At 57.9% G+C, this 14,551-nt stretch carries 14 protein-coding genes; 7 read left to right on the forward strand and 7 right to left on the reverse strand.

Annotated features, from left to right (window positions below):
• Positions 1-117, forward strand: a 117-nt coding sequence (locus JWR17_RS07060) for an integrase core domain-containing protein (RefSeq protein WP_299829785.1), incomplete at its 5' end; no start/stop codon positions are given.
• Positions 118-175: 58 nt separating this feature from the next.
• Here JWR17_RS07060 and JWR17_RS07065 read toward each other — a convergent pair.
• Both JWR17_RS07065 and JWR17_RS07070 read right to left on the reverse strand, forming a co-directional pair.
• Positions 176-883 (reverse strand): 3'-5' exonuclease, encoded by a 708-nt coding sequence (locus JWR17_RS07065; RefSeq protein WP_299829696.1) that lies wholly within the window; start codon positions 881-883, stop codon positions 176-178.
• On the reverse strand, positions 880-2,814 hold the full coding sequence (locus JWR17_RS07070) for a putative nucleotidyltransferase substrate binding domain-containing protein (RefSeq protein WP_299829698.1): 1,935 nt from the start codon (positions 2,812-2,814) through the stop codon (positions 880-882). The genes JWR17_RS07065 and JWR17_RS07070 overlap by 4 nt, the downstream gene beginning before the upstream one ends.
• Positions 2,815-2,987: 173 nt before the next feature.
• Between JWR17_RS07070 and JWR17_RS07075 the strand changes: the two genes are divergently transcribed.
• The gene (locus JWR17_RS07075) at positions 2,988-3,434 is read left to right on the forward strand and encodes a response regulator (RefSeq protein ID WP_299829700.1); all 447 of its coding nucleotides are present in this window, start codon (positions 2,988-2,990) and stop codon (positions 3,432-3,434) included.
• A 185-nt stretch (positions 3,435-3,619) separates the two neighbouring features.
• On the opposite strand, the gene JWR17_RS07080 is transcribed toward JWR17_RS07075, so the two are convergent.
• On the reverse strand, positions 3,620-5,797 hold the full coding sequence (locus JWR17_RS07080; protein WP_299829702.1) for a malate synthase G: 2,178 nt from the start codon (positions 5,795-5,797) through the stop codon (positions 3,620-3,622).
• Positions 5,798-6,110: 313 nt separating this feature from the next.
• Between JWR17_RS07080 and JWR17_RS07085 the strand changes: the two genes are divergently transcribed.
• The gene (locus tag JWR17_RS07085) at positions 6,111-6,629 is read left to right on the forward strand and encodes an ACT domain-containing protein (RefSeq protein WP_299829704.1); all 519 of its coding nucleotides are present in this window, start codon (positions 6,111-6,113) and stop codon (positions 6,627-6,629) included.
• A 36-nt stretch (positions 6,630-6,665) separates the two neighbouring features.
• Here JWR17_RS07085 and rarD read toward each other — a convergent pair whose 3' ends face one another.
• The 4 genes from rarD to JWR17_RS07105 all read right to left on the reverse strand — a co-directional run bounded on the left by rarD (position 6,666) and on the right by JWR17_RS07105 (position 10,438).
• On the reverse strand, positions 6,666-7,568 hold the full coding sequence (rarD, locus tag JWR17_RS07090; RefSeq protein ID WP_299829706.1) for an EamA family transporter RarD: 903 nt from the start codon (positions 7,566-7,568) through the stop codon (positions 6,666-6,668).
• A gap of 83 nt (positions 7,569-7,651) precedes the next feature.
• Positions 7,652-8,626, reverse strand: a complete 975-nt coding sequence (locus JWR17_RS07095) for a serine/threonine protein kinase (protein ID WP_299829708.1) — start codon at positions 8,624-8,626, stop codon at positions 7,652-7,654.
• 99 nt (positions 8,627-8,725) lie between these two features.
• Positions 8,726-9,490 carry a TOBE domain-containing protein gene (locus JWR17_RS07100; RefSeq protein ID WP_299829710.1) on the reverse strand — a complete coding sequence of 255 codons (765 nt, stop codon included), beginning with the start codon at positions 9,488-9,490 and terminating at the stop codon, positions 8,726-8,728.
• 213 nt (positions 9,491-9,703) lie between these two features.
• Positions 9,704-10,438 carry a ComF family protein gene (locus JWR17_RS07105; protein ID WP_299829712.1) on the reverse strand — a complete coding sequence of 245 codons (735 nt, stop codon included), beginning with the start codon at positions 10,436-10,438 and terminating at the stop codon, positions 9,704-9,706.
• A 102-nt stretch (positions 10,439-10,540) separates the two neighbouring features.
• On the opposite strand from JWR17_RS07105, the gene bioB reads away from it, so the two are divergent.
• The 4 genes from bioB to bioC all read left to right on the forward strand — a co-directional run bounded on the left by bioB (position 10,541) and on the right by bioC (position 14,538).
• Entirely contained in the window at positions 10,541-11,596 is a 1,056-nt protein-coding gene (gene bioB, locus JWR17_RS07110; RefSeq protein WP_299829714.1) for a biotin synthase BioB, read from the forward strand.
• 195 nt (positions 11,597-11,791) lie between these two features.
• A complete protein-coding gene (gene bioF / locus JWR17_RS07115) occupies positions 11,792-12,982 on the forward strand; it encodes an 8-amino-7-oxononanoate synthase (protein ID WP_299829716.1) in 1,191 nt (396 codons plus the stop codon).
• Positions 12,975-13,721 (forward strand): alpha/beta fold hydrolase, encoded by a 747-nt coding sequence (locus JWR17_RS07120; RefSeq protein ID WP_299829718.1) that lies wholly within the window; start codon positions 12,975-12,977, stop codon positions 13,719-13,721. The genes bioF and JWR17_RS07120 overlap by 8 nt, the downstream gene beginning before the upstream one ends.
• A complete protein-coding gene (bioC, locus tag JWR17_RS07125) occupies positions 13,714-14,538 on the forward strand; it encodes a malonyl-ACP O-methyltransferase BioC (protein WP_299829720.1) in 825 nt (274 codons plus the stop codon). Before JWR17_RS07120 ends, bioC begins: the two co-directional genes overlap by 8 nt.
• Positions 14,539-14,551 lie beyond the last annotated feature (13 nt).

Genomic DNA, 14,551 nt, shown 5'->3' on the forward strand with positions numbered 1-14,551 from the left:
AAGAACTTGGAAGAAGCAGCAAAAATGGTCGATGAATCGGTTCGGATTTACAATGCTGAACGACCGCATCTGGCCCTAAATTACAAAACGCCCGATGCGGTGCATCGGGCGTTTTGAGACCGAAATAGGTGTAAACCTATTTCAGGACTAGACAGGATTACGGCCGGGATTTGCCTTAAAACGAATGCGCCTGTTGCCGTCTGCGCCACTGACTTAAACTTTGTTCCAGGCGTGCAGGGCTGTCGATCAATTGTTTGCGGGCATGGCTGAACAGGATCAGTGCCAGTTCGGCTGTTACCAAGGCGTCGGCGCTGGCGTGGTGGCGCTCGCCCGCTTGCAGGCCGAAAAACGCGGTCCAGTCATCGAGACCCGCCTGGCGGATGTTGGCATTGGGGAACAGCATCGGCGCCATCTGCGCGACATCGATAAATCGGTGCTGCAAGCGATAGCCCAGGCTGTCTTTGAGCGCACGGCTCAGCATGTGTTGGTCGAATGCCGCGTGGAAGGCCATCAGCGGACTGTTGCCGACAAACTCCATCAGGTCCAGCAGTGCGTCGACCGGCTCGCTACCGGCCGCGATGGCGCTCGGTCCCAAACCATGCAGCAACACGCTGGGACTCAGCTTGTGGTCTGGGCGCAACAGCGTGCGTTCGAATTGTTGGCCGAAGTCGATGGCGCCGTCTTCGATCACCACTGCGCCGATGGACAATACCTGATCGCGGTTGAGGTTCAATCCGCTGGTTTCCAGGTCCAGCACCACCCAACGTTGCTGACGCAACGGATTTTCGTTGACTGGCGCGCAGGTGGCCAGGTTCTCCAGACGCTGCCGTTGGCGAGCATCGAGGGCGGGTGCGGCACTGCGTAGCCAGGCAAACAGGTTCATAGCTGATAGCGCAACGTCAGACTGCTTTGCAGGCGTTGGGCCTGGCGCAAAGACTCCCGCAGAATACGTCGATCCAAATGGTTGAGAATGTCGGGATCGACGCGGTTCGAATACGGCAGGTTTTGCCGACTTTGTAGCTGATGTTGCTGCATTCGGGTTTGCTGAATGAAGTGGTACGCCTCTTCATAGGCGGCGCCATCCAGCGGTTCGATGACTTCTTTGTCGACCAATTCCCGCAGACGCTCAAGGGTGTTATTAGCCTCGACACCGTTGGCCAGTGCCAGCAGGCGGGCGCCGTCGACAAAAGGCGTCAGGCCTTGAACCTTGAGGTCTAGCGTGGCTTTTTCAGCGCCCTTGCGGGCCAGCACGAATTCCCGGAAGCGACCGACTGGAGGCCGCTGGCGTAGCGCGTTGTCGGCCATCATGCGTTGAAATAACCGGTTGTCTGCGACCTGATCGAGGATTCCACGGCGCAATTCATCGGCGCTGCGCTCGTCGCCCCACACCACCCGCAAGTCGAAATAGATGCTGGAGGCCAGCAGGTTCTCTGGCGTCGCTTCACGAATGAACGCAGAGAAACGACGCGCCCATTCTCCGCGCGACAGACACAGGTCGGGATTACCCGCCATGATGTTGCCTTTGCACAAGGTAAATCCGCACTGCGCCAGACTTTGGTTGATCTGCTGGGCCAAGGGCAACAACTGCGCGCGGATGGCGGCTGCTTCCGCCGCGTCTTTGGCTTCGAACAGAATGCCGTTGTCCTGATCGGTGTACAGCGTTTGCTCGCGGCGACCTTCGCTGCCAAAGCACAACCAACTGAACGCAATGCCAGGATCGCCTTTCTCCAGCAGCGTCAGCTCGATGACTCGGCACACGGTATGGTCGTTGAGCAGAGTGATTATCTGGGTAATCTGCGTCGAGGAAGCGCCATGGGCCAGCATGCGGTCGACCAGTTGCACGATTTCCCCGCGCAGGTTGGCCAGGCTTTCGATTTTCGGCGCGTTACGAATGGTCCGCGCCAAATGCACCAGGTCCACGCGCTGCAAGGAAAACAAATCACGCTCGGACACCACGCCGCATAAACGCTGATCCTTAACCAGGCAGACGTGGGCGATGTGCCGTTCAGTCATGGCGATTGCCGCGTCAAAAGCGCTGGCATCGGGACTGAGAAAAAACGGTTTCTGGATCATGCTTTTTTCGATGGGAAAGCCGAAGTCTCCGGTGCCGTCGGCCACCACTTGGCGCAGGTCGCGCAAGGTGAAAATACCCAGCGGCGCCTTGTGTTCATCGACGATCACAATGCTGCCCACCTGTTGCTCATGCATCAGCTTGACCGCTTCACGCAACGGAGTGTCAGGGCTGCAGGTTACCGGGTGACGCATGGCCAATTCGCCGAGGCGCGAATTCAAGGAATATTGGGTGCCCAAGGTCTCTGCGGCGCGTTGTTGGACCTGTTGGTTAACCTGATCGAGTAAGCTGCTAACCCCGCGTAACGCGAAGTCGCGAAAAACGCTGGAAATAGCGAACAGTTTGATAAATGCCAGTTTGTTCAGCTGCAGGCAAAACGTGTCTTCAGCCGCCAGATGCTCAGTGCGGGTGGCGCGTTCGCCCAGCAGCGCGGCCAGCGGGAAACACTCCCCTGTGGAGATTTCGAAGGTGGTTTCGGTTCCGCTCTTTGCCGGGTGCGTGCGTTCTCCCACTACCCGACCGGTTTTGACGATGTAAAAATGTTCTACCGGCCCGTCCGTTGGCTTGATAATGCTTTCGTCAGCTGCATAAAAACGCAGCTGGCACTGTTCGACTAGGTACGCCAGGTGGGCGTTTTCCATCTGGTTGAACGGTGGGAATTTTTGCAGGAATTGGATGGTGCCGTGTATGTTCTGCAACACCGCCGTCTTGCCTGCCTGGGTGAAAGCATCTGCCTTACTCATGACCAATACCGCTTATGTAGAACTGTTTTTAGAATCGGTTTTTTCGACAGCCATGGTCGACCGCTTGCGCGTAAGTGCCCATTCGACGTAAGTCTAGGGTAGGGGGCCGATAAAACGCACAGCGCACCTTTGTGGATTCGCTGTCCTAATGCAGATGAACGATTGAGAGATGTATGTCCGATCTCGACCTTTTGAGTGATGAAGAGCGCGAAGCGATTAATGAGGCGATGCAAAACTCTGATCCGCTTGCGCAACAACGGGTGCTGATTGTCGATGACAATCGAGACTCGCGAGAGTTATTGGCTGAAATTCTCAGTTTGAACGGCATTAGCTGTTTGACGGCGGCGGACTGTGCCTCGGCGATGAGTTTGCTTGAAACCCCCAAATCCATCGGTTTACTGATTACGGATTTGCGCATGGAGCCGTGCAGCGGACTGGACCTGATCCGTTGGGTACGCGAGTCAACCCTGGCGGCGCTGCCGATTATCATCGTTTCTGGCGATGCGGATGTTCAAGACGCCATTGCGGCGATGCATCTGGGCGTGGTGGATTTTTTGCTTAAGCCGATAAATACAGAGCGGCTATTGGAATTGGTAAAACGGGAGTTGGGGGTTCTGTAGGAGGGGCCGCCACGTCTTCGACACCGCGCTGTCGCGCAGCAAATACAAAACCTGTAGTAGCTGCCGAAGGCTGCGATAGGCCGGGGCCGCGGGCGACCGGCACGACCTTCAGCGGCATCACGAGGGCGACCGGTTCCCTGTCGAATCGCAGCCTTCGGCAGCTCCTACAGGAGTTTATCTCAGTGTCAAATCCCGTTTTTTGCTTTGAACTCACGACGGCGGCGGTGCAGTACTGGTTCGGTGTAGCCGTTGGGTTGTTTAGTCCCTTCGATCACCAGTTCAAGTGCGGCCTGGAAGGCGATGTTGCTGTCGAAATCCGGCGCCAGGGGGCGGTACAGCGGGTCATTGGCGTTCTGCCGGTCTACCACTGGCGCCATGCGCTTGAGGCTTTGGACAACTTGAGTTTCGTTGACCACACCATGGCGTAACCAGTTGGCGATGTGCTGGCTGGAAATCCGCAATGTGGCGCGGTCTTCCATCAGGCCGATATCGTTGATGTCCGGCACCTTCGAGCAACCCACGCCCTGGTCGATCCAGCGCACCACATACCCGAGAATGCCCTGAGCGTTGTTGTCCAGTTCATTCTGGATCTCGTCAGCCGTCCAGTCAGTATTGGGCGCCAACGGGATGGTCAGAATATCGTCGACCGACGCGCGCGCACGTTTGGCCAGCTCGACCTGGCGGGCGAACACATCAACCTTGTGATAATGCAGCGCGTGTAGCGCAGCAGCGGTGGGCGACGGCACCCATGCGGTGTTAGCGCCGGCCAGCGGGTGAGCGATTTTCTGCTCAAGCATCGCCGCCATCAGGTCAGGCATTGCCCACATGCCTTTACCGATTTGCGCACGACCTTGCAGGCCACAGCTTAAACCGATATCGACGTTCCAGTTCTCGTAAGCGCTGATCCACTTCTCGGCTTTCATCTGCGCTTTGCGCACTACCGGGCCAGCTTCCATGGAGGTGTGAATCTCATCGCCGGTGCGATCCAGGAAGCCGGTGTTGATAAACACTACGCGCTCACTGGCAGCCTGGATGCAGGATTTGAGGTTGACCGTAGTGCGCCGCTCTTCGTCCATGATGCCGACCTTGAGCGTGTTGCGCGGCAGATTCAGCACGTCTTCCACGCGTCCGAACAGCTCGTTAGTGAACGCCGCTTCTTCCGGACCGTGCATTTTCGGCTTAACGATGTACACCGAACCGGCACGGCTGTTGCTGCGCTGGCTGCTGCCATTGAGGCTGTGTATCGCAGCAAGGCTGGTCAGCAAACCATCGAGAATGCCTTCCGGGACTTCGTTGCCGTCCTTGTCGAGAATGGCGTCGATGGTCATCAGGTGACCGACGTTGCGAATGAACAGCAATGAACGACCATGCAGGCTGACCTCGCCACCGTTCGGCGCGCTGTACACCCGGTCGGCGTTCATGGTGCGTGTAAACGTTTCGCCGCCTTTGGTTACCTGCTCGGCCAAATCGCCTTTCATCAAGCCCAGCCAATTGCGGTACACCACGACTTTATCGTCGGCATCAACGGCAGCAATGGAGTCTTCGCAGTCCATGATGGTGGTCAACGCGGCTTCCAGCAGCACGTCTTTCACGCCCGCAGCGTCGGTTTGGCCGACGGGGCTGGAGGCATCGATCTGAATCTCGAAATGCAGGCCGTTGTGTTTGAGCAGAATCGCCGTGGGAGCCGATGCCGGGCCTTGATAGCCGATCAGTTGCGCGTCATCGGCCAGGCCGGTATTGCTGCCACCTTTGAGCGATACGACCAGCTTGCCGTCGATCAGCTTGTAGCCGACGGACTCCACATGGGAGCCAGCAGCCAACGGCGCGGCGTCGTCGAGGAAGGCGCGGGCGAAAGCGATCACCTTGTCACCGCGGACCTTGTTGTAACCCTTGGTTTTTTCCGCGCCATTGGCTTCGCTGATGGCGTCGGTGCCGTAGAGCGCGTCGTACAAAGAACCCCAGCGTGCGTTCGATGCATTGAGGGCAAAGCGCGCGTTCATGACCGGAACCACCAGTTGCGGGCCTGCCATGCGCGCCACTTCGTCGTCGACGTTTTGTGTGGTGATCTGGAAGTCTGCCGCTTCCGGGAGCAGATACCCAATCTCTTGCAGGAAGGCTTTATACGCCGGGGCATCATGGGCAGTACCGGCTTGAGCCTGGTGCCAGGCATCGATCTGCGCCTGGAAATCATCACGTTTGGCGAGTAGGGCTTTGTTCTTCGGTGCCAGCTCATTGATGAGCTTTTCTGCACCGGTCCAGAACGTGGCGGCATCAAGGCCGGTTCCCGGAATGGCTTCGTTATTGACGAAGTCCAACAGGACTTTGGCGACCTGAAGGCCACCGACTTGAACGTGTTCAGTCATTACTTGCCTCACTCTGCTCAGCGGTTAGCTTTTCATCGATCAAACATTATGTAGTGCGCGCTGCGGCATACTACATGAAGCGTTGGGTTGTGAAAATCTGGGTAAATACGTCATTGAACGACCCTTTATTAACTTCGGGTCACTCTAAGGGACAGGATGTTCTCAAAAATGACATGGATTGTTCCAGATAATTATTAAAACGGTACACGATTTGTTTTGCCCGAGCTTGGTTGCCCTTGCCTATACTTCTTCGGGCAGCTTGCGTATTTATGCACTATCCAGTGCCGGGCGCTTCAGAATAAGAGGATTGAGCGTGGATCATCTCGTTATAACAGTATTTGCTCCCGATCAACCGGGCCAGGTTGAGCGCATCGCCGAATGCATTGCAGAGCATGGCGGCAATTGGCTTGAAAGCCGTATGTCACGCTTGGCCGGTCAATTTGCCGGCGTGATCAAAGTTGGCGTGCCAGCCGAATCCCACGATGAAATGCTGGATGGTTTACAGAGATTGGCGGAGCACGGCATTCGGGTGCTGGTGGCCAAGAGTGAAATCGAGCAGTCGTGCAACTGGAAGCCGATTGCGATGGAACTGGTGGGAAATGACCGACCGGGCATCGTCCGTGACATTACCCGGGTGTTGGCTGAGCAGGGGGTGAACCTTGAGCGGTTAGTCACCAGCGTCACCCCAGCGCCCATGAGCAGCGAACTGCTGTTTCATGCCGACGCGATTCTCGGTGTGCCGCTAACGCTGTCATTGGAGGTACTGCAGAAGCGTTTGGAAACTCTGGCGGATGACCTGATGGTTGAGCTGGTGCTGAAAACCGAAGAGTGAGTTTGTTCTGCTATCTGTCTGTAGGAGCCAACGTGTTTATGAATAGCTTTGTGCCGCATTTCGACGAGAACGTAGCCAAATGTCGACGCTGTAAACCGCCAGCCCCGACCAAATAAACGCAAACGCCACCAACGTGATGCTGGAAAGCTGTTCGCCGAATACCAGCACTGCCAGCGACAGCACCAAGGTAGGCGCCACGTATTGCAGAAACCCCAATGTGGTGTAGGGCAAATGCCGGGCTGCAGCGTTGAAGCAAATCAGCGGCAAGACCGTGATGGGGCCCGCGGCTGCCAACCACCAGGCCTCGGAAGTCGACCAGAAACCGGGTTGTGCGCTGACCGCCGCGGGGTTGAACACCATCCAGCCAATCGCTAACGGCACCAGTAACCAGGTTTCCACCACCAAGCCCGGCAATGCCGCCACGGGTGCCTGTTTGCGGATCAGGCCGTAGAATGCGAACGATAACGCCAACACCAACGAGACCCAGGGCAGGCTGCCGACTTGCCATACTTGCTGCGCAACACCGACCGCCGCCAAACCCACTGCCAGCCATTGCAGAGGCCGCAAGCGCTCGCCCAATATCAGCATGCCCAGTAGCACATTCACTAATGGGTTGATGTAATAGCCGAGGCTGGCTTCGACCATTCGTCCGTTGTTTACCGCCCAGACATAGGTCAGCCAGTTAATGGCGATCAAGCTTCCGCTCAACGTGAGGACCGCCAGACGACGCGGGTTATCGCGTAGTTCGCGCCACCAGCCCGGATGTTTCCACAGCAGTAGTAGTAATGAGCCGAACAGCGCTGACCACAACACGCGATGGACGATGATTTCTACAGGCGGTACAGATGCGATGGCTTTGAAATAAAGCGGAAACAAGCCCCAGGTGATATAGGCCGTAAGGCCAAGGATGTACCCGCGACGCGGGTTGACGGCGTGCATGCATGTTCCTTGTGCGGCGAAATAGTTAACGGCGTTCAGTCAGCGGCGCCGCTGTCCGGAAACAACGGCGCTAAGTGCGGGGGCTAAAACAGCTTCAACGGTTCTTCGTTGAGTGCGGACAATTGTTCGCGCAGCGCCAATACCTGATCGCCCCAATAACGCTCGGTGCCGAACCAGGGGAAGCTGTGGGGGAAGGCCGGGTCGTCCCAGCGCCGGGCGAGCCAAGCGCTGTAGTTCATCAAGCGTAAAGCGCGCAACGGTTCGATCAGCGCCAGTTCACGTGGGTTGAAGTCATGAAATTCGCTGTAGCCGTCCATCAATTCCGATAACTGGCTCAGGCATTCCTGTCGATCACCGGCAAGCATCATCCAAATGTCTTGGGCTGCCGGACCCATGCGGCAGTCGTCGAGATCGACAATGTGGAACATTTCATCACGGGCCATCATGTTGCCGGGGTGGCAATCGCCGTGCATGCGGATATTTTTATGCGGCGTGGCAGCGTAGACGTCTTCGACACGCTTGAGCAAATCCCGGGCAACCGACTCGTAAGCGGGCAACAGGCTACGCGGGATGCAGTTGTTCTCCAGCAAGAAGGCCAGCGAATCATGGCCGAAGTTTTTAACGCCGAGGACTTCACGGTGTTCGAACGGCTTTGTGGCACCCACTGCATGTATGCGGCCGAGCAATTGCCCGAGACGATACAGTTGATCCAGGTTGCCCGGCTCTGGCGCCCGACCGCCGCGACGTGGGAACAGGGTGAAGCGAAAACCGGCGTGTTCATGCAGGGTTTCACCGTTGTGAATCAGGGGCGCCACCACCGGGATATCTACATTGGCCAATTCAAAGGTGAAGCTGTGTTCTTCAAGGATGGCTTCGTTGGTCCAGCGCTGAGGCCGGTAGAACTTGGCGATCAGCGGCTCGCCGTCTTCGATGCCGACTTGATACACGCGGTTTTCGTAACTGTTGAGCGCAAGAATACGAGCGTCGCTGAGAAAGCCGATGCTTTCGACAGCATCCAGCACCAGGTCAGGCGTGAGTGTTGCAAACGGGTGGGCCATGCTTACTCCTGCGCGCAGCAGGCTGCCGCGTCGGGCCCGGTATGGTAACGCACTGGGCTCGGCCTGACACAAAGGGGTCTCGATTTTCCGTTGGCTGGGCTACAGCGGCGTGCCCAACAGTACGTACGTCGGTGCAAACTGCGCGCGCACCGACGCGCCCTTTTCCAGTTGCAATGCCGCGAGCTGTGCTGGCTCGGCTAAAGAGCACAACGTTTGACCGCCGGGCAGGGAAATTCGCACTTCACTGGGGCCGTCGTCGGCGTCGAGAATGTCTTCGATTTTTCCGGCCAGGCAATTGTGGCCAGGTGTTACCGGTTGCCCATCGCCCAGCAGTTCGAGCCAGCCGGCTTTGATCAGCGCCACAACGTCAGTGCCGATTGCCAGTTCAAGTCGCAACGTACTTTCATGGGTGATTTGCGCATCAATCGACACATCGCCAGCCAACAGCAAGCGCACCCGGTCGTTGTGCCCTTGGCGAGTGATGGTTTCAATACGGCCAAGCAGTTGATTGCGCGCGCTGGTGCGCAACATCAGACGGCTGAGCAAATCCAGATCACTGGTTTCCTCGGTGGCTTCCAGCACTTGGGTCTGCAACGCTTGCAAGCGCAGGTACAGGCGCAACACGCGCTCGCCTTCCGCCGACAATTGCGCACCGCCCCCGCCACGCCCACCGACACTGCGCTCGACCAATGGTTTTTGCGCAAGGTTGTTCAATTCGTCGATTGCGTCCCACGTCGCCTTGTAACTGAGCCCCGCGCTTTTCGCCGCACGGGTAATCGAACCCTGATCGGCAATGTGCTGAAGCAAAGCGATCCGCTGCGGGCGACGGACCATGTGCTGAGTGAGCAGAAGAGGCAAGGGCATGATGGCTGTGCTTTTGGTGTGAGGCTTGGAGTGTAAGACCCACAGCCTTCGGCCAGTAGCAGATTTGTGGAATGAGCGAAAAACCAACTGTAGGAGCGAACTTGTTCGCGAGGCATTGTAACTGACACATCAGGCAGACCCTTCGCCAACAAGTTGGCTCCTACAAGGGGGCTTTGTTTGCCGCGGGACAGTGCGGTCGATTGCGGCGATTAATCAATCCTGCGGCTTTGGTGTCCGTGCCAAACAGTACACATCCACCCGCCGCGCGCCGGCTTCTATTAACAGCCGCGTCACCGCGTCAACCGTCGCACCCGTCGTCAATACGTCATCCACCACAGCGACGTGCCTCCCTTTAATCTGCGCGCCAACAGCAAGGGCAAACGCTTTGCGCAGATTGATTTGCCGGGCCTTGGCATCCAGGCCTTGCTGGCTCGCGGTGTCCAGCACTCGCAGCAGCAAGCGGTCGTCTGATAGCAAGTCCAGTTGTTTGCCAAGCCAGCGGGCCAACATTTCTGCCTGGTTATAGCCACGTTTACGCAGCCGTTTACTCGCCAGTGGCACCGGCAGCAGGCAATCAGGGCGCGGCAGGCCTTCGGCAAAGCGATGCTGCAAGGCTTCCCCTAGCAACTCCGCCAGCAAGCGACCCATGGGCCATTTTCCTTCGTGCTTGAAACGTGTGATCAGGCTGTCGATGGGGAAGTCGTAACGCCACGGCACCACCACTTCACTGAACAGCGGTGGCTGCCTGCGACATTGTCCACAGGTCAGGCCGGACATCGGCATGGGTAGCGCGCAACGCTCACAGTGATCCCGCAGCCACGGCAGGTCGGTTTCGCAACCGGCGCATATGGCAAATAACGCGTCGGTACTTTCGTCGCACAGCAAGCACGATTGTTTGTTTTTTAACCAGATGTAAACCTGGCGTGTGCTATATGGTTGACAGCGCATGGCTCTTCCTTAAATATGCCGAACATCCGTGTAGTACGTTTTGGACGTGTGTTTTATCCGCGCCAATCCGCGCAAGCCAAGAAACAAACAAGGAGCCGCCCAATGAGCGCCAGCATCACCGCCACTCTGCGTCACGACTGGACTTTATCCGAGGTCAGAGCGCTGTTCGTACAGCCATTCAATGACCTGTTGTTTCAGGCGCAGACCGTGCACCGCGCTCACTTCGACGCCAACCGTGTTCAGGTGTCGACGCTGCTCTCAATCAAAACCGGCGCCTGCCCGGAAGATTGTAAATATTGCCCACAGTCCGGCCACTACAACACCGGGCTTGAAAAAGAGAAGCTGCTGGAAGTGCAGAAAGTCTTGGAAGAGGCTGCTCGCGCCAAGTCCATCGGTTCTACGCGCTTCTGCATGGGCGCTGCCTGGAAGCATCCGTCGGCCAAAGACATGCCGTACGTGTTGGAGATGGTCAAGGGCGTGAAAGCCATGGGCCTTGAAACCTGCATGACACTGGGTCGTCTCGATCAGGATCAAACCGCAGCGCTGGCTAACGCCGGGTTGGATTACTACAACCACAACCTCGATACCTCGCCAGAATTCTATGGCAGCATTATCACCACCCGCACTTACAGCGAGCGTCTGCAGACCTTGGCGTATGTGCGTGAGTCGGGGATGAAGATTTGTTCCGGCGGTATTCTTGGCATGGGCGAAAGCCTGGATGACCGTGCTGGCCTGCTGATGCAACTGGCGAACCTGCCTGAGCACCCGGAGTCGGTGCCGATCAACATGCTGGTCAAGGTCGCCGGTACGCCGTTGGAAAACGCCGAAGACATCGACCCGTTCGACTTCATTCGCATGCTGGCCGTGGCGCGGATCATGATGCCGCAATCTCACGTGCGCCTGTCGGCCGGTCGTGAAGCGATGAATGAGCAGATGCAAGCGCTGGCCTTTTTCGCCGGTGCCAACTCGATTTTCTATGGCGACAAGCTGCTGACCACTGCCAACCCACAGGCCGACAAGGACATGCAGTTGTTCTCGCGTCTGGGGATTCTTCCGGAAGCAGGTGTGGAACACTCCGACGAAGTGCATCAAGCGGCCATCGAACAGGCGTTAATAGAGCAGAAGAGCAGCGAAATGTTCTACGACGCGACAGCCTGATTCCGACGCCGCGCTGTCGCGCGGCCAGCCCACAACCTGTAGGAGCGGGCTTGCTCGCCATCGGCTGCAAAGCAGCCGTAATCAAGCGAATGCAATTCCTCCCGCTAGAGCCGGGTTCAGTTTGGGACCGCTTCGCGATCCATCGCGAGCAAGCCCGCTCCTACAGAAAGCCACCCAAACACCCATGAGGCCTGCATGTCTTTCGATCTCCGCACGCGTCTGGCAGCTCGTCGCGCTGAACAGCTGTACCGTCACCGGCCGTTGCTGCAAAGCCCACAAGGCCCGGAAGTGCTGGTGGATGGCCAGCCGCTGTTGGCGTTCTGCAACAACGACTATCTCGGCCTGGCCAATCACCCCGAAGTGATTGCCGCGTGGCAAGCGGGCGCTGATCGTTGGGGCGTGGGCGGCGGCGCGTCGCACTTGGTGATCGGCCACAGCCGCCCCCACCACGAACTCGAAGAAGCCTTGGCCGACTTGACCGGCCGCCCACGGGCGCTGTTATTTTCCAACGGTTACATGGCCAACCTCGGTGCAGTCACCGCGTTGGTTGGTAAGGGCGACTCCGTCATCGAAGACCGCTTGAACCACGCCTCTTTGCTGGATGCCGGTTTACTCAGCGGCGCGCGGTTTTCCCGTTATCTGCACAACGACGCTGACAGCCTCGCCTCGCGCCTGGAAAAGGCCACCGGCAATACGTTGGTGGTTACAGACGGCGTGTTCAGCATGGATGGGGATTTGGCCGATCTGCCCGCATTGGCTCAGGTGGCCAAAGCCAAAGGCGCCTGGTTGATGGTGGATGACGCCCACGGTTTCGGTCCGTTGGGCGCTAACGGCGCGGGTGCCGTCGAACATTTCGGCTTGAGCATGGAAGAGGTACCCGTGCTGGTCGGCACCTTGGGCAAAGCGTTTGGCACCGCTGGCGCGTTTGTCGCAGGCAGCGAAGAGCTGATCGAAACCTTGATTCAGTTCGCTCGGCCCTACATCTATACCACCAGCCAACCGCCTGCTTTGGCCTGCGCTACCCTGAAAAGCCTCGAAATACTGCGCACCGAACATTGGCGCCGTGAACACCTGCGACGCTTGATTCAGCAGTTTCGCCAAGGTGCCGAGCAGATCGGTTTGCAATTGGTGGACAGCTTTACGCCGATTCAACCGATCCTGATTGGCGACAGCGGTCGTGCCCTGCGTCTCTCGCACATGTTGCGTGATCGAGGCCTATTAGTGACCGCCATTCGCCCGCCCACCGTTCCGGCCGGCGGTGCTCGTTTGCGCGTAACGCTGTCCGCAGCCCACAGCGAAGCGCAAGTGCAGCTATTGTTAAATGCATTAGCGCAGTGTTATCCGCTGCTGGGTGCAGGCGAATCGGTGGAAACGGACCATGCGTGATCGTTTGATCTTGCTGTCGGGTTGGGGTCTCGGAATTTCACCCCTTGAGCCATTGGCCACCGCACTTCGTGGGCTGGATGAGCATTTGCGAGTGGAAGTCGAGCCTTTGCCGGACGTTCAGCTGTCAGCGTTCGGCGACATCGAACTGAGCGAACTGCTCGATGAGCTGGACGCGACTTTGCCGGACAATGCCTGGCTGGGCGGCTGGTCGCTGGGCGGCATGCTGGCGACGGAGTTGGCGGCCCGTCGTGGGGATCGTTGCTGCGGTTTGCTGACGTTTGCCAGCAATAGCTGTTTTGTGTCCCGCAGCGATTGGCCGAACGCGATGTCAACAGACGCCTTCGATGCGTTTATCGCCGATTGTACGGTTGACCCGCAAGGCACACTCAAGCGTTTTAGCCTGCTGTGCGTACAAGGGGCTGAAGATCCTCGCGGTCTGGCGAGATTACTGAACGCTGCCGCACCCCACACGTCGCCCGACGCGCTGCTGCATGGATTGAAACTGCTGGCGCAACTCGACACCCGGAATGCCTTGCAGGCGTATCGCGGGCCTCAATTGCACCTGTTTGCCGGACTTGACGCGCTGGTGCCAGCGGAGGCTGCGAGCGATGTGTTGCGCTTGCTGCCGGATGTGGAAGTTGGCGTGATCGAGCAGGCCAGCCACGCTTTTATTCTGGAAAACCCACACGGAGTGGCCGCGGCAATCCAGGCCTTTTTACATGAGTCCGGTGATGACTGATTTGTCTTTCTTCAAACAACCCGAGGTTGAACCATCAGGTGTGTTGCCCGACAAGCGCCAGGTGGCGGCCTCCTTTTCACGGGCTGCCGCCAGTTATGACAGCGTGGCGGAATTGCAACGTGCCGTGGGCAGCGAATTGCTCGGGCGTTTACCCGTACAACTGAATCCTGTGCGTTGGTTGGATTTAGGCAGCGGCACGGGTTATTTCAGCAGAATCCTCGCTGAAAAATTCGCCACCCGCGAAGGCATTGCGCTGGACATTGCCGAAGGCATGTTGCGCCATGCCCGTCCCTTGGGCGGCGCCGAGCATTTTGTCGCAGGGGATGCCGAGCACCTGCCGCTGGCTGACCACAGCTGCGGGCTTATTTTTTCCAGTCTGGCAGTGCAATGGTGTGCGGATTTCGCCGCAGTGCTTGGCGAAGCGCGCCGAGTGCTGGAGCCGGGGGGCGTGCTGGCATTTGCCAGTTTGTGCGTAGGTACTTTGTACGAGTTGCGCGACAGTTGGCAGGCAGTGGACGGTATGGTCCATGTCAATCGCTTCCGCCATTTCGAGGATTATCAGCGACTGTGCGCGGCCAGCGGTTTTTACGTTCGCAGCCTTGAATTTCAACCGCATGTGCTGCATTACCCGGATGTGCGCAGCCTGACCCATGAATTGAAAGCGTTAGGCGCGCACAATATCAACCCTGGCAGGCCGGGGGGCTTGACGGGACGGGCACGCATCACTGGGCTGATCGACGCTTATGAGCAGTTTCGTGACAGCGAAGGGCTGCCGGCCACTTATCAAGTGGTTTACGCGGTGTTGGAAAAATCATAAATAGCAGGCACTG

This window comes from Pseudomonas sp. (assembly GCF_028293835.1).
Taxonomy (GTDB): domain Bacteria; phylum Pseudomonadota; class Gammaproteobacteria; order Pseudomonadales; family Pseudomonadaceae; genus Aquipseudomonas.